General features: G+C 70.9%; 17 protein-coding genes. 9 read left to right on the top strand and 8 right to left on the bottom strand.

Annotation, left to right across the window (positions count from 1 at the left end; translation table 11 throughout):
* Positions 1–2: 2 nt before the first annotated feature.
* From ASG30_RS04515 to ASG30_RS04555, 9 genes are all read left to right on the top strand, one after another.
* Positions 3–749 carry a sulfite exporter TauE/SafE family protein gene (locus tag ASG30_RS04515; protein WP_055893259.1) on the top strand — a complete coding sequence of 249 codons (747 nt, stop codon included), beginning with the start codon at positions 3–5 and terminating at the stop codon, positions 747–749.
* Positions 746–2,119 carry an alkaline phosphatase PhoX gene (locus ASG30_RS04520; RefSeq protein WP_055893262.1) on the top strand — a complete coding sequence of 458 codons (1,374 nt, stop codon included), beginning with the start codon at positions 746–748 and terminating at the stop codon, positions 2,117–2,119. Before ASG30_RS04515 ends, ASG30_RS04520 begins: the two co-directional genes overlap by 4 nt.
* An 81-nt stretch (positions 2,120–2,200) precedes the next feature.
* Complete coding sequence (locus ASG30_RS04525) at positions 2,201–3,652, top strand: FAD-binding oxidoreductase (RefSeq protein ID WP_055893265.1); 1,452 nt, start codon at positions 2,201–2,203, stop codon at positions 3,650–3,652.
* 20 nt (positions 3,653–3,672) lie between these two features.
* Positions 3,673–4,755 (top strand): ABC transporter substrate-binding protein, encoded by a 1,083-nt coding sequence (locus tag ASG30_RS04530; protein ID WP_055893267.1) that lies wholly within the window; start codon positions 3,673–3,675, stop codon positions 4,753–4,755.
* Between the two features lie 15 nt (positions 4,756–4,770).
* Positions 4,771–5,862, top strand: coding sequence for an ABC transporter ATP-binding protein (locus ASG30_RS04535; protein ID WP_055893270.1), 1,092 nt, complete (start codon positions 4,771–4,773; stop codon positions 5,860–5,862).
* Positions 5,863–5,945: 83 nt separating this feature from the next.
* Positions 5,946–7,655 (top strand): ABC transporter permease subunit, encoded by a 1,710-nt coding sequence (locus ASG30_RS04540; protein ID WP_200947248.1) that lies wholly within the window; start codon positions 5,946–5,948, stop codon positions 7,653–7,655.
* Positions 7,656–7,675: 20 nt separating this feature from the next.
* Positions 7,676–8,590: a dihydrodipicolinate synthase family protein gene (locus ASG30_RS04545; protein ID WP_055893283.1), complete on the top strand. Its 915-nt coding sequence runs from the start codon at positions 7,676–7,678 to the stop codon at positions 8,588–8,590.
* Between the two features lie 2 nt (positions 8,591–8,592).
* Positions 8,593–9,753 (top strand): alpha-hydroxy acid oxidase, encoded by a 1,161-nt coding sequence (locus tag ASG30_RS04550; protein ID WP_055893285.1) that lies wholly within the window; start codon positions 8,593–8,595, stop codon positions 9,751–9,753.
* Positions 9,754–9,775: 22 nt separating this feature from the next.
* A complete protein-coding gene (locus ASG30_RS04555) occupies positions 9,776–10,585 on the top strand; it encodes an IclR family transcriptional regulator (protein ID WP_055893288.1) in 810 nt (269 codons plus the stop codon).
* Positions 10,586–10,608: 23 nt separating this feature from the next.
* Here ASG30_RS04555 and ASG30_RS04560 read toward each other — a convergent pair whose 3' ends face one another.
* The 8 genes from ASG30_RS04560 to ASG30_RS04595 form a co-directional block, all read right to left on the bottom strand.
* The gene (locus ASG30_RS04560; RefSeq protein WP_055893291.1) at positions 10,609–11,079 is read right to left on the bottom strand and encodes an RcnB family protein; all 471 of its coding nucleotides are present in this window, start codon (positions 11,077–11,079) and stop codon (positions 10,609–10,611) included.
* A gap of 156 nt (positions 11,080–11,235) precedes the next feature.
* Positions 11,236–12,024: an SDR family oxidoreductase gene (locus ASG30_RS04565; RefSeq protein ID WP_055893441.1), complete on the bottom strand. Its 789-nt coding sequence runs from the start codon at positions 12,022–12,024 to the stop codon at positions 11,236–11,238.
* Positions 12,025–12,029: 5 nt separating this feature from the next.
* The gene (locus tag ASG30_RS04570; protein ID WP_156385422.1) at positions 12,030–13,028 is read right to left on the bottom strand and encodes a Bug family tripartite tricarboxylate transporter substrate binding protein; all 999 of its coding nucleotides are present in this window, start codon (positions 13,026–13,028) and stop codon (positions 12,030–12,032) included.
* Positions 13,029–13,057: 29 nt separating this feature from the next.
* The gene (locus tag ASG30_RS04575) at positions 13,058–13,501 is read right to left on the bottom strand and encodes a MaoC/PaaZ C-terminal domain-containing protein (protein WP_055893295.1); all 444 of its coding nucleotides are present in this window, start codon (positions 13,499–13,501) and stop codon (positions 13,058–13,060) included.
* The gene (locus tag ASG30_RS04580) at positions 13,494–13,937 is read right to left on the bottom strand and encodes a MaoC family dehydratase N-terminal domain-containing protein (protein ID WP_055893297.1); all 444 of its coding nucleotides are present in this window, start codon (positions 13,935–13,937) and stop codon (positions 13,494–13,496) included. The genes ASG30_RS04575 and ASG30_RS04580 overlap by 8 nt, the downstream gene beginning before the upstream one ends.
* Before the next feature lie 2 nt (positions 13,938–13,939).
* A complete protein-coding gene (locus tag ASG30_RS22050) occupies positions 13,940–16,252 on the bottom strand; it encodes an acyl-CoA dehydrogenase (RefSeq protein WP_082521897.1) in 2,313 nt (770 codons plus the stop codon).
* Entirely contained in the window at positions 16,249–18,342 is a 2,094-nt protein-coding gene (locus tag ASG30_RS04590; RefSeq protein WP_055893300.1) for an acetate--CoA ligase family protein, read from the bottom strand. The genes ASG30_RS22050 and ASG30_RS04590 overlap by 4 nt, the downstream gene beginning before the upstream one ends.
* Entirely contained in the window at positions 18,326–19,132 is an 807-nt protein-coding gene (locus tag ASG30_RS04595; protein ID WP_055893303.1) for an enoyl-CoA hydratase, read from the bottom strand. The genes ASG30_RS04590 and ASG30_RS04595 overlap by 17 nt, the downstream gene beginning before the upstream one ends.
* Positions 19,133–19,183: the final 51 nt, after the last annotated feature.

A 19,183-nucleotide genomic window follows, 5' to 3' on the forward strand; every position in this document is an offset into this window, starting at 1 on the left:
CCATGCCTGAGTGGTTCGTTCTCCTGACGACGTGGCCGGCGATCACCGCCGGCTACCTGGTGTTCGGCATGGTGGGTTTCGGCACCACCCTGGTCGCGGTGCCGGTCATCGCGCACGTGGTGCCGCTGTCCACCGCGGTGCCGGCGGTGGCGGCCACCGACTTCCTGGCCGCCACGGGCAACGGCATCCGCATGGGCGCGCAGGTGGTGAAGCGCGAGGTGTGGCGGCTGCTGCCTCCGATGTTCGCCGGGAGCGCCGTGGGCGCCTGGCTCCTGTTCGCGGTGCCGGTCCGCACGCTCATGCTCGCCCTGGGCGTCTTCGTGTGCCTGTACGCGCTGCAGGGACTGAGACCGAAGGCCGCGGCCCGGCCGGTGGCGCCGCGCTGGGCGTGGTGGTACGGCCTCGCCGGTGGCGTGCTGAGCGCGCTCTTCGGCGCCGGCGGGTGGGTCTACTCGATGTACCTGGTGCGACGCATCGAGGAGCCCGCGCAGATCCGCGCCACCCAGACCGCGGTGCTGATGTTCAGCTCGTTCCTGCGGGTGGCGCTGTTCGCGGCGGCCGGTCGGTATTTCGATGTGGCGCTGCTCTGGCTCGTCGCGTGCCTGCTCCCGGCGATGGTGCTGGGCTTGTACCTGGGGCACCGCGTCACCCTGGGTATGGAGCGATCGCGTTTCATGCGGCTGCTGTACTGCGTCCTGCTGGTCACGGGGGCCAGCCTGATCGCCCGCGCGCTGCTCCAGTCCGGATGACTTCCTCCCGCCGCAACTTCATGAAGCTCGTGGGCACGGGCGCGATGGTCGCGCCGCTGGCCGCCCTCTACGCCCGTGCCGCCGATGTCTCGCCATCTTTCGGGCCCGGCTTCGGCGACCCGGCGCCGACCCTGCCGTTGAACACCGCGGACCTCGCCGTGGCCGGCGTGTTCGACTACCGCAACCAGCCGCTGCTGGCGCTGCCGCCCGGCTTCCGCTACTGGGCGGTGTCGTGCACCGGCCAGGCCATGAGCGATGGCAGCCTGGTGCCCGGCGACCACGACGGCATGGCCTGCTTCCCGGGCCCGCAGGGGACGATCCTCCTGGTCCGCAACCACGAGCTCGGCAACCGGGAGGTGAAGTTCGGCAACGACAAGGGCGTCGATGTGCCGGCCGGCCTGAAGTTCGACCCGTACGCCAACGGTGGCACGACGACCCTGGTCCTGGATTCGCGGGGGCGCCTGCTGCGCGACTTCGCGTCCCTGGGCGGCACCAACAACAACTGCGCCGGCGGCCCCACGCCCTGGGGCAGCTGGCTGACCTGCGAGGAAAGCACCTCGCTGCCCGACGCCGCACCCTCGACCTACCAGCAGCGCCATGGCTACGTGTTCGAAGTGCCGGCTCTGGCGGCCGGCCCGACCGCGGCCAAGCCCCTCGTCGGCATGGGGCGCTTCAACCACGAGGCTACCGCCACCGACCCGCGCACGGGCATCGTCTACCAGACCGAGGACACCGGCGACGGCCTGTTCTACCGGTATGTCCCGCACACCCGCGGGCAGCTGATCCTGGGGGGCCGGCTGCAGGCGCTCAGGCTTCGGGAGTCTCCTGCCGGCGTCAACACGGGCAGGGGCTTCCTGGAACGGTTGAACCAGCGGCTGGCGGTCGACTGGGTCGACATCCCGGAGCCGGACCCGCGCGACAACTCGCCCGCCAGCAGCACGCGGGGCCAGGGCCAGGCGCAGGGGGCCGCCCGGTTCGTGCGCGGCGAAGGCGCCTGGTACGGCGATGGCCTGGTCTATTTCTGCTGCACCAGCGGCGGCGACATCGCGGCCGGCCAGGTGTGGGCCCACGACCCCGTGCGCGAGACCGTCACGCTGGTCGTGGAGCCGACGAACCGCGCCGTGCTCGACGCCCCCGACAACATCACCGTGGGCCCGGACGGCCGGCTCTACATGTTCGAGGACGGCAGTGGCGGCAACAACATCGTCGGCCTGGACAGCACAGGCCAGCTGTTCCGCGTGGCCGGGAACGCGATCAACGGCAGCGAATTCTGCGGCGGCTGCTTCTCGCACGATGGCCGGTTGCTGTTCGTGAACATCCAGGGCCCGGGCCTGACGCTCGTGATCGAAGGGCCCTGGCGCAAGGGGTAGCCCATCCCTGTGATGTGATTGTTATGCAATTAGTAGTGTGCGTATATCGGATACTTGCAATTTGATTCCGCACAGAACAAGATGCGGGCGATGGATGCCCTCATCTCGCGACTGACAGACCTCCTGGGCGCGGACGCCGTGCTGACGGCGCCCGCCGACGTCGCCGGCTACGTGGAGGACTGGCGCGGGCGGTACCGCGGCCTGGCCTGCTGCGTGGTGCTGCCGGCCAGCACGCAGCAGGTGTCCGACGTGGTGCAGGCCTGTGCCCGGGCGGGGGTGCCGATGGTCCCGCAGGGCGGCAACACCAGCCTGTGCGAAGGCTCGGTGCCGCGCGCCGACGGCGAGCCCTGGGTCGTGATCAGCCTGGCGCGCATGCGCCGCATCCGCTCGATCGACATCGCCAACAACTCGATGGAGGTGGACGCGGGCTGCGTCCTGGCGCAGGTGCAGCAGGCGGCGGCCGAACAGGGACGGCTGTACCCCGTGAGCCTCGGGGCCGAGGGCTCCTGCCAGATCGGCGGCAACCTCGCCACCAACGCGGGCGGCACCGGCGTCCTGCGCTACGGCAACACGCGCGAGAACGTGCTGGGGCTGGAGGTCGTGCTCCCCGATGGCCGCATCTGGAACGGCCTGTACGGCCTGCGCAAGAACAACACCGGCTTCGACCTCAAGCACCTGTTCATCGGCTCGGAAGGCACGCTGGGCGTGATCACCGGCGCCACGCTCAAGCTGCACCCGCTGCCCGATTCGCACGCCACGGCGTGGATGGCGCTGGCTTCGCCGACCCTGGCGCTGGAGATGCTGGGCCGCTTCCAGCAGCGCAGCGGCGGGGTGCTCTCGGCCTTCGAGATGGTCAACGACGTCCAGCTGAACATCGTGCTGGCCCACGTGGCGAACCGCCGCGCGCCGGTCTCGTCGCGGCATCCCTGGCACGTGCTGGTGGAGCTGTCGGACACCGGCGGCGAACAGGTGCTGCAGGACGCGCTGCAGGAGGTGCTGGCGCAGGGCGTGGAAGACGGACTGGTGCTCGACGCCGCGGTGGCCGCCAGCGGGGCCCAGCGGGCCGCCTGGTGGGAGGTGCGCCACAGCGTGTCCGAGGGCAACAAGAAGGCCGGCATGGGCATCAACACCGATCCGGCCGTCCCCGTCTCCGCGGTGCCCGCCTTCATCGAGCGCGCCACCGAGGCCGCGCACCGCATCCTGCCCGGCGCGCCCATCATCGTGGTGGCCCACCTGGGCGACGGCAACGTGCACTTCATCCCGCAGGCCAGCTTCGAGCAGTGGCGCGCCTTCCAGGATGCCGACGCCACGGCGCACGCCGTCAAGCATGCGGTCAACGAGGTGGCCCACGCGCTGGGCGGCACCTTCAGCGCCGAGCACGGCATCGGCCAGGTGCTGACCGACGAGATGGCGCTGTTCAAGCCCGGCGTCGAGGTGGACCTGATGCGCGGCATCAAGGCCCTGATCGACCCCCAAGCCCTTTTCAACCCGGGACGGCTCCTGCCGTCCGCTTCCCCCCGCCCCGGTCCTTGACCGTCCCACAGGAGATCCCGATGAAAGACCTGAACCTGTCCAATCCCTCGCGCCGCCGCGCGCTCCAGGTGGCGGCCGCCACCGGGCTCCTGGCTTCGCCGGCCGTGCTGCGCTTCGCGCGCGCGCAGTCCAAGCGCATCGTGGTGCGGGACGACGGCGGCATCTACACCAAGGCCTACGCCGAGTGCTTCTACAAGCCCTTCACGCAGAAGACCGGCATCGAGGTGGTCGGCGTGCAGGCCAACGCCGAGCCGGTGGCGCAGATCAAGTCCATGGTGGAGACCAGGAACTACACCTGGGACATGGGCAAGATCAGCCAGCCCGCCATCCTGCTGCTGACCGAAGGCGGCAAGGTCTACCTGGAAAAGCACGGCCTGGAGAACGATCCCAACGTGCGCACCATCCCCAAGCAGTTCATGTCGCCCTACGGCGTGGGCACCAACGTGTACAGCACCGTGCTGGCCTACCGCACCGACGCCTTCAAGAACCGCAAGGCGCCCAACTCCTGGGCCGACCTGTGGAACGTCAAGGACTTCAAGGGCCGCCGCGCGATCCGCAAGCACCCCTTCGACACGCTGGAGGAATCGCTGATGGCCTCCGGCGTCGCGCCCGCGTCGCTGTACCCGCTCAACCTCGAGCAGGCCTTCGCCAACCTCGACAAGATCAAGCCGAACGTCGACGTGTGGTGGAACTCCGGTGCGCAGGCCACGCAGCTGCTCACCTCTGGTGAAGTCGACATGATCGCCACCTGGGCCTCGCGTCCGCAGCAGGCCATCGCGGACGGCGCGCCCGTCGCCATCGTCTGGAACCAGAACCTCTGGGGCGTGGACAACTGGTCCATCCTCGCCGGCACGCCCAACGCCGACGCCTGCCGCGAGTTCATCAAGTTCGCCTCCGACGTCAAGCGGATGGCGCAGCAGGGCGACTTCTACCCGGCCGGCGTGACGCAGCCCGAGGCCTTCAAGTTCATGAAGCCGGAAGTCGCCAAGCATTCGCCGACCCACCCGGACAACATGAAGAATGGCGTGCAGATCAACGCCAAGTACTGGCTGGACAACCAGGCCGCCGTCACCGAGCGCTTCAACAGCTGGGTCCTCAAGTAAGTCCAGGCCAACGCCATGAATTCGTCCAGCCTCCAGATCTCCGGACTCACGAAACGCTACGGCGACTTCGTGGCCCTCGCACCCACCGACCTGGAGGTTGCCAAGGGCGAGTTCCTCACGCTGCTGGGGCCTTCGGGCTCCGGCAAGACCACCCTGCTCAGCCTGATCGCCGGCCTGGCCCTGCCGGACGGCGGCCGGCTGCTGATCGACGGCCAGGACGTCACGCATGGCGCGCCCTACGAGCGCGACATCGGCATGGTGTTCCAGAACTACGCGCTGTTCCCGCACATGACCGTGGCGGAGAACATCGCCTTCCCGCTCAAGATGCGCAACGTGGATGCCGCCAGCGCGAAGCGGCGGGCGATGGAGGCGCTGGAGCTGGTGCGGCTGCCGCACCTCTCCCAGCGCTATCCCAAGGAGCTTTCCGGCGGGCAGCAGCAGCGCATCGCGCTGGCGCGCTGCCTGGTCTACAAGCCGGCCATCGTGCTGATGGACGAGCCGCTGGGCGCGCTGGACAAGAAGCTGCGCGACCAGATGCAGCTGGAGATCAAGCGCATCCACCGGGAACTGGGCACGACCATCGTCTACGTCACCCACGACCAGGAAGAGGCGATGACGATGTCCGACCGCATCTGCCTGATGAACCAGGGGCGGGTGGAGCAGCTGGGCACGCCCTCGGACCTGTACTTCCGACCGCGCACGCTGTTCGTGGCGGACTTCCTGGGCGAATCCAACCTGCTGGCGGGCACGGTGGAGAGCGTCGAGGGCGGCGAGGCGCAGGTGCAGCTGGCGCAGAACGGTGGCCGCGCCCTGGCCGCCGTGCACGCCCCGCTTTCGGCCGGCAGCAAGGTTCGCGTGATGGTGCGGCCGCAGAACATCGCGGTGCGCGCCGGCGCGGGTGACGTGAACGCCGTGCACGGCAAGGTGCTGGACAGCATGATCACCGGCAGCCTGACCAAGCTGTACGTCTCGGCGCCCTCCGCGGGACCCGAGCCCCTGGTGATGTGCTACCCCACGTCCAGCGGCACGGCGCCGCATGCCATCGGCGACGACATCACGCTGCACTGGAGCCGCGGCGACGCCGTGGCCGTGCCGGAGGAGGCATGAGCGTTCAGGTCGCCACCGCCGGTGCGGGCGCCGCTGTGCGTCCGGCGGCGCGCCGCCGCCCCGAATGGCTCAAGCCCGTGCTGATGGCGGCGCCGCTGGTGCTGCTGCTCACGGTGCTGCTGGTCTACCCGGTGGGCCAGCTGCTGCTGCTGTCGGTCTACAGCGGCGGCGAGTTCTCGCTGGCCAAGTACCGCCAGCTGTTCGAATCCTCCGTGTACTTCAACGTGATGCTCATCACGCTGAAGATCTCGCTGTGGACCACGGTGCTGTCGGTGGTGGCGGGCTACCCCGTGGCCTACCTGATCTCCTCGCTGCAGAAGGACCGCAAGGCGCGCTGGGTGTTCTGGGTGCTGCTGTCGTTCTGGACCAGCTTCCTGGTGCGCGCGTTCGCCTGGGTCGTGATGCTGGGCCGCAATGGCGTGGTGAACCAGCTCCTGACCGCGCTGGGCCTGCAGGACACGCCCACCAGCCTGCTCTACAGCATGGGCGCCGTGCTGGTGGGCATGGTGCACGCGCTGATGCCGCTGGCCGTGCTGACCATGCTGTCGGTGATGGAGAACATCGACCGCAACCTGCCGCGCGCGGCCCTCACGCTGGGCGCCCGGCCGGGCACCGCCTTCTGGCGCATCTACTTCCCGCTCTCGATGCCGGGCGTGGCCGCGGGCGCGATCATGGTGTTCGTCACCGCCATCGGCTTCTTCATCGTCCCGCAGCTGCTGGGCGGCCGCAAGGAGATCATGATCACCCAGCTCATCATCGAGCAGGTGCTGCAGATCATGAACTGGGGCTTCGCCGGTTCGATCGCGGTGCTGATGCTGGTGGTGGTGATGGCGGTGTTCGCGTTCTACGACAAGGTGCTGGGCCTGTCGACGATGACCGGCGCCTCCGCCCGCGACCGCGTGCGGGCGGCCAGGGAAGGGCCGCTGCACAAGCTGGGCGATGCGACGCTGGGCGCGCTGGGCACGGTGAGCGACCGGGTGATCGCGCTGTTCCCGCGGCGGCGGTCCCTGCACGAGGCGGGCACCTCGCTGCCGCTGCGCGGCCTGGCCCTGCTGGTGCTGGTGTTCCTCAGCGTGCCGGCGCTGCTGATGATCCCGCTGTCGTTCGGCAAGACCGGGCTGAACTGGCCGCCCTCGGGCTTCACCCTGCAGCACTACCAGAGCCTGGTCGCCTCGCCGCTGTGGATGTCCGCGGCCGTGCGTTCGCTGGGGATCGGCTTCGTCGCGGCGCTGCTGGCCATGGCCATCGGCACGCCGGTCGCCTTCCTGCTGGTGCGCGGGCAGATGCGCGGCAAGTCGCTGATGCTGGCCTTCGTGCTGTCGCCCATCATCATCCCCCGCATCATCATCGCGGTGGGGATGTTCTACTTCTTCGCGCGGGTGGGACTGGTGGGCACCTCGCTGGGCCTGGCCATCGGCCACACGGTGATCGCCGTGCCCTACGTGGTCATGACCATGATGGCGGTGCTGCGCAACTACGACACGCGGCTGGACCTGGCGGCGCAGAGCCTGGGCGCCACGCCGTGGCAGACCCTGAGGCACGTCACCTTCCCGATCCTCGGGGCGGGGATGCTGTCGTCCTTCCTGTTCGCCTTCGCCACCTCGTTCGACGAGCTGACCATCTCGCTGTTCGCCTCGGGCGGTCTCACGTCCACGCTGCCCAAGCAGTTCTGGGACGAGGTGACCCTGCAGATCTCGCCCGTGATCGCCGCGGTGTCCACCTGCCTCTTCGTCTTCGTGGCCGCGCTCATCTCGCTGGCCGAGTGGCTGCGGCGCCGCGCCGCCGCCCGTTGAACCGTTTTTCCAGGATTCCCATGCAGACCCGACTCACTTGCGCGCACCTGCGCGGCATCTTCCCCGCGATCCCGACGCCCGTGACGGCCGAGGACCGCATCGACGACAAGGCCGTGCGCACGCTGGTGCAGCAGCTGGTGCGCCAGAAGGTGGACGGCATCGTCCCCCTGGGTGGCACCGGCGAGTACGGCGCGCTGCCGCGCGGGGAGCGCGTCCGCATGGCGGCGCTGACGGCCGAGGCCGCCGGCGGTGCCGTGCCGGTGGTGGCCGGCGTGCTGGACACGGGCTTCCACGACGCGCTGGCCAACGGCAAGGCCTTCGCCAATGCCGGCGCCGACGCGCTGATGGTGCTGACCCCGTTCTACACCACCCCGACCCAGCGCGGCATCCGCGACTACTTCATGCGCTACGCCGACGCGTCGCCGGTGCCGGTGGTGATCTACGAGATCCCGTACCGCACCCGCATCGCCATCGCGCCGGAGGTGCTGCACGAGCTGTCGCGCCACGAGAACATCGTCGGCATGAAGGCCTGCAACACCGACCTGTACCACTTCCTCAAGGTCGTGGCCGGCGTGTCGGACAGCTTCTCGGTGCTCAGCGGCGAGGACACTTTGTTCCCGGTGCAGATGGCCGCGGGTGCCCGCGGCGGCATCATCGTCACGGCCACCGCGCTGCCGCGCACCTGGCGCGCGCTCTACGAACTGTGCAAGGCCGGACGCACCGCGGAAGCCATGGCGATGCACCGCACCCTGATCCCGCTGCTGGACCTGGCCTTCGGCGAGACCAATCCCGGGCCGCTCAAGTCCGCCTGGGACCTGATCGGCGTGGATGCGCCGCGCGTGCTGGCGCCCCTGGTGCCGGCCGCCGCCGAGCTGACGGAGCGCTTGCGCGCGGAGCTTTCCGAGCGGCTGCGCGCCGAGTCCGCGCTGGGTTGAGCATGCTCCCCGCCGTCAAGGACTACCGCGAACTGGCGCGCCGCCGGCTCGCCCGTTTCGCGTTCGACTACCTGGAAGGCGGCGCGGAGGACGGCCGCACGCTGGCGCGCAACGTCGAGGCCTGGCAGGCGGTGCTGTTCCGCCCGCGCGCGCTGCAGGACGTGGCGCAGGTGGACACCGGCGTCGAGCTGTTCGGCCGCCGGCAGGCGCTGCCGATGCTGGTCGGCCCCACCGGGCTGAACGGCCTGTACTGGCCGCGCGCCGAAGAAGCGCTGGCCCGCGCCGCGCGCGACGCCGGCGTGCCCTTCGTGCTGTCGACCGCTTCCACCTCGCTGCTGGAGGACGTGCGGGCCGCCAGCGAAGGCGAGCTGTGGCTGCAGCTCTATGTGCAGCGTGAGCGCCGCATCGCCGAGGACATGATGGCGCGCGCCCGCGCCGCGAACTTCCATGCACTGATGCTCACCGTGGACACCATGGTGCACGGCAAGCGCGACCACGACGTGCGCAACGGCTTCCGCATGCCGGTGCCGTGGACGCCGCGGTTGATGGCCGACCTGGCCCGCCACCCGCGCTGGTGCCTGCGCATGCTGCGGCAGGGCGGCTCGCCCCAGCTGGTGAACCTGGCGCGCAGCTCGGGCCTGTCGCCCGACCTGCGCAAGCAGGCCGCCGCGATGAGCCGCCAGATGGACATGTCGCTGAACTGGGGCGACCTGGCCTGGGTGCGCCGGCACTGGGCGGGCCCGGTGATCGTGAAGGGCATCCTCAGCGCCGAGGACGCCCGCACCGCGCGGGACCACGGCGCCGACGGCATCGTGGTGAGCAACCACGGCGGACGCCAGCTGGAGGGCGCCCCGAGTTCGCTGGAGCGGCTGCCCGAGATCGTCGACGTGGCCGGCGACCGCATGCACGTCTTCATCGACGGCGGCGTGCGCCGCGGCAGCGACATCGCCAAGGCCCTCGCGTTGGGCGCGAAGGCGGTGCTGCTGGGACGCGCCCCGCTGTACGGCCTGGCCGCGCGCGGCCCGCAAGGCGCGGCGGAGGTGCTGGAGATCCTGCGCAGCGAATTCGAGACCACGCTGCGCCTCCTGGGCGTGACGGCTGCCAGCCGGCTGGACGCCAGCTCGCTGTGCGAAGATCACCGGCAGCGCCTGCGGGCGCTGTGAGGACACGGAGCGAACCACCAGCATGTCGACCAAACCGAACCGCGAAGCGCTGCGGCTGCAGCCCGAGCGCTCGTCGCTGTTCGTCGGATCGGTGGAAAAAGCCTTCCAGGTGCTGGAGGCCTTCCGCGACACGCAGCGCCTGATGTCGATGGCCGAGATCGCGCGCGCGGCCAACCTGGACCGCAGCGCCACGCAGCGGCTGGTGCACACGATGGAGCAACTGGGCTACATCCGCCGCCTGCCCGAGTCGCCGCTCTACGGCCTGGCCTCCAAGGTGCTGCGCCTGTCGTACAACTACCTGCGCTCGCGCGAGATCATCGACCGCGCCGCGCCCTACCTGCTGGAGATCACGCACTCGGTGGGCGAGACCTCCAACCTGCAGGAACTGGATGGCACCGACATCGTGTTCCTGGCGCGGTTCCCGGGCCGGCACCTGGTGAACGTGGACATCGCGGTCGGTTCGCGGTTGCCGGCGGTGTTCACCGCCTCGGGGCGCGCGATGCTCTCCAAGCTGGACATCGCCCACCGCGAAGAGGTCATCCGCTCCACGCCGCTGCAGGCGATCACCCCGATGACGGAGACCGACCCCCAGCTGCTGCTGCGCCACATCGACGACGCCGCGAAGCGGGGCTTCGCGCTGGTGCAGAACCAGACGGTGATCGGCGACATCTCCATCGCCGCCGCGATCACCGGCCACCAGGGCGAGCCGATCGGCGCGGTCAACATCTCCGTGCCTTCCACCCGCTGGACGCTGGAGCGGGCCGAGGAGCAGCTGCTGCCGCACGTGCTCCTGGCCGCCACGTCGATCTCGCAGGCGAGGGCGGTCACCTGACCGCCTGACCGCGCCCCGGCCCGTCACGAGCCGAACACCAGCCTGGCGATGATGCCCGTCGCGACCGCGGCGAGCACGTAGTCCGGCCCGACCTGCACCCACTGGTAGCCGCGGGGCGGCGCGGACAGGTGGTGGCCGCGCCAGTTGGACACCACGTACTCCCGATGGCGCAGCTCCCCGGGGATCCGGCCGCCGCGCCGGAATTCGGCGCCGCGCGCGTCGTGGTAGCGGCGGACGTGGCGCCGGTCTTCGCGCGCTTCACGCGCCTCGCGCGCCTCCCGCAGGTCGCGCTGCGCTTCGCGAAGGTCCTGCCGCGCCTCGCGGGCTTCCCGGGGGTTGTCGGCCTGGCGCAGATCGCGCTGGGCCTCCCGGATGTCCTGCCGGGCTTCGCGCGCATCCTGGCGTACCTCGTGGCGCGCAGGTTGGGCGAACGACAGGGAAGAAAAGCCCAGGGAGGCGATGGCGATGCTGCAGACGATGGTCTTGGCTGTCATGTCCGGTTTGCTCCGTAGTTGGAGCCTCCATGCTCGCCAGGCCCCGCAAACCCCCGGCGTACGCCGGGTGCAGGTTTGGTACGCAGTTGCAAGACAGTGTGTCGGGCGGAGCGGAAAGCGGAGTGCTCCATGCGGGCACTCACCATCCTCCGGCCCTCAGATCATGAAGGCCCCGCCGTTGACATCCAGCGTGGCGCCGGTGACGAAGCCGGCGTCGACACTCGCGAGGTAGGACACCGCGGCGGCCACGTCGTCGGGCGTGCCGAAGCGGCGGACCGGGATGTTGGCGCGGTAGCGCTCGTTGACCTCGGGGCTGACGGTCTGCGCCATCGGGGTGTCGATGCGTCCCGGCGCCACGGCGTTGACCGTGATGCCGAGCTCGCCCACCTCGCAGGCCAGCGTCCGGGCCAGGCTGGCCAGGCCGGCCTTGGACGCGCCGTAGTGCGCCCCCGAGATCTCGCTGCGCGTTCGTCCCGCCTGCGAGGCGATGTTCACGATGCGGCCCCAGCGCGCCTCGACCATGCCCGGCAGGCAGGCCCGCGCGCACAGGAACGCGCTGGTCAGGTTGACGTCCAGCACCTGGCGCCATTCCTGCAGCGTGGCCTGCGCCACGGTCGCCTTGCGGCCCTGGTGCTTGGGCGAGATCGCGGCGTTGTTGACCAGGATGTCGATGCCGCCGAAGGCCTGCGTCACGCGGCGGGCCATCTGCTGCACCTCGTCCTCGCGGGACACGTCGCAGACGACCGCCAGAGCGCGCCCGCCGCCTTGCGGCAGGCCGCTCAGCGCTTCGTCCAGGGCGGCGCGGTCGAGGTCGACCAGCGCCACGTCCGCGCCTTCGCGCAGCAGGCGCTGCGCGATGCCCAGGCCGATGCCGCGCGCGGCCCCGGTGACGACCGCACGCCGGCCCGCGTGCAGCACGGGGGAGAAGCAACCCGGGGTGGCCATGCCGGTCACTCGAACTTCAGCTTGTTGTCCTGGATCAGCTTGGCCGTGCGGGCAGCTTCGGCCCGGATGAAGTCCGAGTACTCCTTGGGGCCCAGCGCGACCGGGATCATGCCCAGCTCGACGAACCGGGCGCGCACGTCCGGCATGGCCATGATCTTGGCGGTCTCGGCCTGCAGCCGCTGGGCGATGGGCGCCGGCGTGCCGGAGGGGATCAGCATGCCGATGGTGGAGCCGAACACGAAGCTGGGGAAGCCTTGCTCGCGCATCGTGGGCACGTCGGGCACCAGCTGCGAGCGGGTGGCGCTGGTGACGGCCAGGGCCTTGAGCTTGCCCGCCTTCACGTGCGGCGCGGAGGACGCGACCGTGTCGAAGAACAGGTCGATGCGGCCGGCCAGCAGTTCCGTGATGGCGAGCGCGCTGCCCTTGAACGGCACGTGCGTCATCTCGACGCCACCCTGGTTCTTCAGCAGCTCCGCCGCCAGGTAGGAGGTGGTGATGCCGCCGAAACTGGCGAAGTTGAGGGTGTTGGGGTTGGCCTTGGCGTGCCGCACCAGGTCGGCCACGCTGTTGAAAGGCGAGTTGGCGGGCACCACCAGCATGTTGGGCGCCGTCACCAGGCCGCCCAGCGGCGTGAAGTCGCGCTCGACGTTGTACTGGATCTGGTGGCCCATGACGGTGGGCGCGACGGTCAGGTCGGTGCTGGTCCCCATGTAGAGGGTGTTGCCGTCCGGCGCGGACTTGGCCGCGGCGGTCGCCGCGATGGTGGAGTTGGCGCCGGGCTTGTTCTCCACGACGACGGGCTGCCCCAGCGCGGCGGAATACTTCTGCGCCATCAGGCGCGCGGTCACGTCGCCGGCACCGCCGGGCGCGAAGCCCAGGATCAGCTTCAACGGGCCCGAGGGCCAGGCGGCCTGCGCAAAAGCCGCAGGGGCGGCGGCGACGAGCAGCGAGGAAGCCAGGGCCGCCAGCACGGTGCGGCGGGGGAGGAGGGTTGCACGGTTCACGGGAGTCTCCTTGTGGTTGGGATGGACCTTCAGCACAGCGGGCAGGCCAGGGCCAGCTCGCCGCGCAACTTGATTTCGCCTGCCGTGTCGGTCAGCGTCACGGCGAACGAGACCCGGCGCTCGGCGCCGGTGGTGGAGATGCTCTGCGCGACGGCGCGCAGCGACAGGCGGGCGCCCGGCGGCACCGGCGCGGTGAATCTCACGCGGCAGGACCGCAGTGCCTGCTGTGGCCACCGGTCGGTGAACAGGCGCAGCATTCGCGCGCAGGTGTACATGCCGTGGGCGATCACGTCGCCCATGCCGTGCTCGCGAGCGTAGTCGCTGTCCACGTGCACGGGGTGGTGGTCGCCCGAGCCACCGGCATAGAGCGCGAGGGCCAGGCGGGTCACGGGTTCGGCGTCCTCGATGACGAGCGCCTGTCCCACCTCGACGGCGGACAGCGAGGCGAAGCCTTGGTGGGGCAGGTCAGCCATGGCGCACCACCAGGACGCTGACCAGGTTGGCGACGGGCCGCCCGTCGGCGTGGGTGACGGTGGTCCGGCGCTCGACCGCCTCGAGCAGGCCGCCCTTCTTCGATTCGATGCCGGTGATGCGGGCCGAAACGTGAAGGGTCTGCCCGGCGAACGCGTCGCCCAGCCATTCGAACGACTGTTCCCCGTGCAGCATGCGGGCCGGCGGCACGCCGAGGACCTCCGCAATCGCGCGCCGACCCGGCAGGTCGCTCTCCAGCGTGAAGGCGTAGGTGGGCGGCACCAGCAGGTCCGGATAGCCCGCGGCCCGCGCCGCGTCCAGGTCGAAGCAGGCGGGATCGCGCAGGCCCACGGCCTTGGCGAACAGTCGCAGCCGGCCACGCTCGACATGGACGGCGCCCGAGGCCACGGTGGTTCCGATCAGCGCCCGGTCGATCATGCTCAGAGCCCCAGCGCGGTCCTGGCGATGATGCCCAGCTGGACCTCGGCGGCGCCGCCGAAGATCGTGGCCGCGCGGCTGTTCGCATGGTCGGGCACGAGGGCGGCCAGGGCGGGGTCGTCCATCCCCTGCGGGTCGTGCCAGCGCAGTGCTTCGTCGCCCAGGCACTCCACCCCCAGTTCGGCGATGGCCTGCTTGAGGCGGCTGGCGCGCAGCTTGAGAATGGAAGATACCGGCCCCGGGTTCTGCCCCGGCGCCAGCGGCGCGATCGCACCCAGCTCCAGCCGCTCGAACGAGTCCAGGTCGGCCAGGACCTCGCCAAAGCGGATGGCGAGCGAGTCGTCCGCAGCGCTGTCCGCCCCGATGGCGAGCCCGACCCGCTTGAGCTGCGAGCGCAGGCGCGGCGCGAAGATGCCGGCGCCCCGCTCGAACTCCAGCAGGTACTTTGCGCATTCCCAGCCCGCGTTCTCGGCGCCGATGCGGTGGGCCTGCGGCACCCGCACGTTCTCGAAGAACACCTCGTTGACGTCGTGGTCGCCCCCGATCGTGGCGATCGGGCGCACCTTGATGCCGGGGCTGGCCATGTCGACCAGCAGGAAGCTGATGCCGTCCTGCCGCTTGCCCTCGGTGCTGGTGCGCACCAGGGCGAACATCCAGTTGGCATGCTGGGCGTGGGTGGTCCAGATCTTGGAGCCGTTGAGCACGTAGTCGTCGCCGTCCGGCGTCGCCTGCAGGCGCAGCGACGCCAGGTCGGAGCCGGCGCCCGGCTCGCTGAAGCCCTGGCACCAGTAGTCCTCGCTCGAGAGGATGCGCGGCAGGAAGCGCTGCTTCTGCTCCTCGGTGCCGAAGCGAAGGATCACGGGCCCCACCAGGCGCACCCCCATCGGATGCACCAGCGGCGCGCCGGCGAGCATGCATTCGTTCTCGAAGGCGAACCGCTGAAGTGAACTCCAGCCGGTGCCGCCCCATTCCCGTGGCCAGAGCGGCACCAGCCAGCCGCGCTGCGACAGCGCGCGCTGCCAGGCGATGGCGATCGGCGGCTCCGGGTAGACCCCGCTGGCCTGCCGCTGGCCGGCCCGCATCTCGTCGGTGAGGTGCTCCTCGATGAAGTCGCGCACCTCGGCGCGGAAGGCCTGCAGGCCGGACGGGCCGGCGGGCGAGCCTTGCGGGCCCAGGCTGGCGCTGTGCTGCCAGGAGCGGCTGGCCAGGGCCTGCCGCCCATAGGCCGCGCCATGGCGCAGGGCCGTGCCGGCCACGGCGCCGAAGGCGGTCAGCCGCCGGAAGGTGGCGGCGATGGGCAGTTCCTCGCACACGCCCATGGCGCCGTGCACCTGCACGGCTTCCTGCGCGATGAAGCGTGCGCAGCGGCCGACCTTGGAGCCCACCAGCGAGGCCATCGCCTCGGCCAGGTCCGCGTCGCCCGGCGCCGCATCGAGGCGCGTGGACGCCAGTTCGCAGGCGGCGCGGGCTTCCTCCAGCGCCACCGCCATCTCGGCCAGCCGGTGCTGGATGACCTGGAAGCGTGCGATCGGCTGGCCGAACTGGACGCGCTGGCCGGTGTAGTCGACGCTGCCGCGCAGGGCGGCGTCCATGGCACCGCAGGCGTCCCAGGCCAGGGCCACGTGGGCGCGCGCCAGCGTCAGGCGAACCGCACGCAGGGCGGCCTCCCCCGAGGCCAGCAGCACCGCCGGGGTGTCCGCGAAATCGATGTCCGCGGCCAGGCCGTCATCCGCCGTCCGCACCGGGCGCAGGGTCACGCCCGCCGCAGTCGCGTCCACGAGGAGCACCGCCGCAGCGCCGGCTTCATCCCGGGCACTCACCAGGAGATGGCTGGCACCGGGGGCGCCGGCCACCAGCCGCTTGCGGCCGGACAGCACGAGATCCTTGCCCGCGAGCCGCACCCGCACCGACGCATAAGGGTCCGAGCCACCGCGGCGACCGCCCCGGTGCGCGAAGGCGACGCGCCGGCCCGCCGCGACCTCGCGCAGCAGGGCCGCGTGCCCGTCGCCGGCCAGCTCGCACAGCAGGCGCGCCGCGACCACGGTGCAGGCGTGGAACGGCTCCACCACGCGGTGGCGCCCCAGCTCCTGCATCAGCAGGCCGAGGTCGAATTCGCTGCCGCCGAGACCGCCGCAGCGCTCCGGCAGCGGCAGGGCCGGCCAGCCCATCTCGGCGAAGTGCCGCCAGACGACCGCCCGGCAGCGCTGCGGGTCGCGCACGCTCAGCTCGCGCTGCGCGAAGCCGTATTCGGCGGACAGGAAGGCGTGCGCGCTGTCCTGCAGCATGCGCTGGTCGTCGGATCGCTCCAGGTTCATCGCGCCTCCGGCAGGAGCAGGGCATCCAGCGCCACGGCACCTTCGCCCTCGGCGCGCACGAGCAGCGGGTTCACTTCGATCTCGCGCACGCTGCCGCGCAGCGCTTCGGCCGCGCGCGCCAGGCCCGCGATGCCGGCCGCCGCGGCCGCGACATCCCCGCGCGGGCGGCCGCGGAAGCCCTCCAGCAGGGCCCGCGCCTTCAGCTCGCCCAGCATCTCCCGGGCCAGCGTTTCGTCGACTGGAAGGAGGCGGTGGCTGACGTCCTGGTAGATCTCGGTGAGCACGCCGCCCAGGCCCACGGTCAGGGCCGCGCCGAACACCTCGTCGCGGGTGACGCCGGCGATGAGCTCGGCCACGCCGGTGCTCATCTTCTGCACCAGCACGCCGTCGATGCGGGCGCCGGGGGCGCGTTCCCGCGCCGCGGCGAGCACCTGGCGGCAGGCCATTCGCACCGCGTCGGCATCGCCCAGGTTCAGGCGGACGCCGCCGATCTCCGTCTTGTGGGCGATGTCGGCGCTGAGAATCTTCAGGGCGACCGGAAAGCCCAGCCGCTGCGCCTGCGCGACGGCGGTGGCTTCGTCGCCGGCCGGCGCTTCGGCCACGGCCTCCACCCCATAGCGCGCCAGCAGCCGCTTGCTCTCGTACTCGTTTGGCGCCTCGTGCAGGGTTTCGCGGTCGGTTCCGGCTGCATCCCGCAGGCCGGCCCAGCGAAGCGTGGCAGCGCGTCCTGCGTGCCAGCGGCAGAAGGGCGCGATGGCCTGCACGGCCCGGCCGAGGTCGGTGAACACCGGCACGCCCGCCGCCGCCAGCTCGGCGCGACGCTTGGCCAGCCCGGTGTCGATCACCACGAACAGGCGGCCGTGGCGCCTGACCACGTCCATCAGCGGGTCCGCCATCCGGTCCAGCAGGGCGCCCATGGCGTAGATCACGACCACGTCCACCTCGGGGGCGGTGGCCAGCGCTTCCAGGATGGAAGCCGCGCGGCCCGGGTCGTTGACGATGTTCCCGGTGCAGTCCACCGGGTTGCTGACCATGCCGTAGTCCGGGATCACCCCGCGAAAGCGCGCCTGCGTGGCCGCGGGCAGCGTGGGCACTTCCAGGCCCGCGGCCGAGAACTTGTCGGCCAGGATCGCGCCCAGCGCGCCGGAGAGGGTGAGCACGCCGACACGCCGGCCGGCCGTGCGGTCGCGCAAGGCGCTGAGCATGGCGAGGTCGGCCATCTGCGCGAAGTCCTCGGCCTGGATGACGTTGAGCTGGCGGAACGCTGTCCGGTAGAGCGCCAGGTTGCCGGCCAGGGCGGACGTGTGCGAGCGCACCGCCTCGGCCCCCTTCTCGGTCTCGCCTGCCTTGTAGAGGATCAGCGGCTTGTTGGCGCGGGCGAAGCGCACGGCCGCGTCGATGAACGCGGGGCCGTCGCGCAGCTGCTCCACATAGCCCACCACGCAGTCGGTCGCGTCGTCCTGGACCAGGTAGTCCAGGTACTGCGAGAACTCCAGCGTCGCTTCGTTGCCGGTGTTGATGAAATGGCTCACGCCGACGTCCACGCCGCGCAGCAGCGCGAAGACGGCGGCGCACACGTTGCCGCTTTGCGTCAGCAGGCTCACGCGGCCGGGGCGCTCCTGGGGCGCCGTCGCCCGGAACACGCCGGCGAAGGCGGTGAAGACGCGCGCGTTGAGGTTGGCGAAGCCCATGCAGTTGGGGCCGGCGATGACCATGCCGCTCTCGGCGGCGAAAGCCTCGAGGTCGCGCTGGAGTGCAGCGCCGGCCGCGCCGGCTTCGGCGAAGCCGGCGCCGTAGACGATGGCCGCGCGGATGCCGCGGGCGTGGCACTGGCGCAAGGCCGCTGTCACTTCGGGCGCGGCGATGGCGACGACGACGAGGTCAGGCGCCTCGGGCAGGGAGGCGACGTCGGGATAGCTTTCCAGCCCCTGCACGAGCTTGTACTTGGGGTTGACCGGGTACACGGTGCCCGGGTAGCCGAAGTGCCGCAGCAGGTCGATGCCCATGCCGCCGATGCGCGCAGGATCGTTGCTGGCGCCGAGCACGGCAATGGAGCGGGGGGCCAGCAGCGGGTCAAGACGATGCGCCATGCGCTGCCCCCTTCGCGATGGCGCTGCTCAGGCCGGCGCGCACGGTGGCACCGTACTCCTGGCTGACGTGGCTGAGCTGGTGCAGGTCGAAGTGCGCCGACAGCGCCTGGCGCATGCCCTGCACGTCCACCGAGCGGTTGAGGGAGCGCTTGAGCAGCCGCATGGCGAACGGCGGCGCCTGCGCGATGCGGCCGGCCAGCGCCAAGGTCTGCGCCTCCAGGTCGGCGCGGGGCACGACCCGGTTGACCATGCCGAGCTCCTGCGCGCGCCGGGCGCCCAGGCGTTCGCCGGTGAACAGCATCTCCTTGGCCTGCCGCAGGCCCATCACCCAGGGATGGATCAGCACCTCGAGCGAGGCGGCACCCATGGTGGCCGTGACCGGATCGCTGAAATAGGCCTCTTCGGAGGCGACGACCAGGTCGCACATGTTGGCGAGCATGAAGCCGCCGGCGACACAGGCGCCCTGGACCTGCGCGATGGTGGGCTTGGGGAAATCCCAGATGCGCATGCAGTAGTCGAAGTAGCGCAACGACTCGTAGGCCCAGCGTTCCTCGACGGTGAAGTTGCCGCGCGAGGCCTGCGCTTCCTTGAGATCGTGGCCGGCGGAGAAGTGGTCGCCGCGGGCGGCCAGCACGACGACGCGCGTCTGCTCGTCGGACCGCGCGTCTTCGAGCGCGGCATCCAGTTGGTCCAGGAGCGCCTGGCTCTGGGCGTTGCGCGCCTGCGGCCGGTCCAGGCTGATGCGGCGGACGCGATCGAACTGCTCGACCGCGACGAAACTGTTTTCCATGCGATGGGTCTCCTGCGGGCAAGTTTCAGTGCAAGGACATTGCGGCTCAAT

The sequence above is a fragment of the Ramlibacter sp. Leaf400 genome (assembly GCF_001424545.1).
Lineage (GTDB): Bacteria > Pseudomonadota > Gammaproteobacteria > Burkholderiales > Burkholderiaceae_C > Ramlibacter.

Bases quoted from the DNA above. Each gene is read 5' to 3' on its own strand.
- ASG30_RS04525 (WP_055893265.1), top strand. From the start codon at position 2,201: ATGCGGGCGATGGATGCCCTCATCTCGCGACTGACAGACCTCCTGGGC.
- ASG30_RS04555 (WP_055893288.1), top strand. From the start codon at position 9,776: ATGTCGACCAAACCGAACCGCGAAGCGCTGCGGCTGCAGCCCGAGCGC.
- ASG30_RS04520 (WP_055893262.1), top strand. From the start codon at position 746: ATGACTTCCTCCCGCCGCAACTTCATGAAGCTCGTGGGCACGGGCGCG.
- ASG30_RS04550 (WP_055893285.1), top strand. From the start codon at position 8,593: ATGCTCCCCGCCGTCAAGGACTACCGCGAACTGGCGCGCCGCCGGCTC.
- ASG30_RS04580 (WP_055893297.1), bottom strand. From the start codon at position 13,937: ATGATCGACCGGGCGCTGATCGGAACCACCGTGGCCTCGGGCGCCGTC.
- ASG30_RS04515 (WP_055893259.1), top strand. From the start codon at position 3: ATGCCTGAGTGGTTCGTTCTCCTGACGACGTGGCCGGCGATCACCGCC.
- ASG30_RS04530 (WP_055893267.1), top strand. From the start codon at position 3,673: ATGAAAGACCTGAACCTGTCCAATCCCTCGCGCCGCCGCGCGCTCCAG.
- ASG30_RS04590 (WP_055893300.1), bottom strand. From the start codon at position 18,342: ATGGCGCATCGTCTTGACCCGCTGCTGGCCCCCCGCTCCATTGCCGTG.
- ASG30_RS22050 (WP_082521897.1), bottom strand. From the start codon at position 16,252: ATGAACCTGGAGCGATCCGACGACCAGCGCATGCTGCAGGACAGCGCG.
- ASG30_RS04595 (WP_055893303.1), bottom strand. From the start codon at position 19,132: ATGGAAAACAGTTTCGTCGCGGTCGAGCAGTTCGATCGCGTCCGCCGC.
- ASG30_RS04545 (WP_055893283.1), top strand. From the start codon at position 7,676: ATGCAGACCCGACTCACTTGCGCGCACCTGCGCGGCATCTTCCCCGCG.
- ASG30_RS04575 (WP_055893295.1), bottom strand. From the start codon at position 13,501: ATGGCTGACCTGCCCCACCAAGGCTTCGCCTCGCTGTCCGCCGTCGAG.
- ASG30_RS04565 (WP_055893441.1), bottom strand. From the start codon at position 12,024: ATGGCCACCCCGGGTTGCTTCTCCCCCGTGCTGCACGCGGGCCGGCGT.
- ASG30_RS04535 (WP_055893270.1), top strand. From the start codon at position 4,771: ATGAATTCGTCCAGCCTCCAGATCTCCGGACTCACGAAACGCTACGGC.
- ASG30_RS04560 (WP_055893291.1), bottom strand. From the start codon at position 11,079: ATGACAGCCAAGACCATCGTCTGCAGCATCGCCATCGCCTCCCTGGGC.
- ASG30_RS04540 (WP_200947248.1), top strand. From the start codon at position 5,946: ATGGCGGCGCCGCTGGTGCTGCTGCTCACGGTGCTGCTGGTCTACCCG.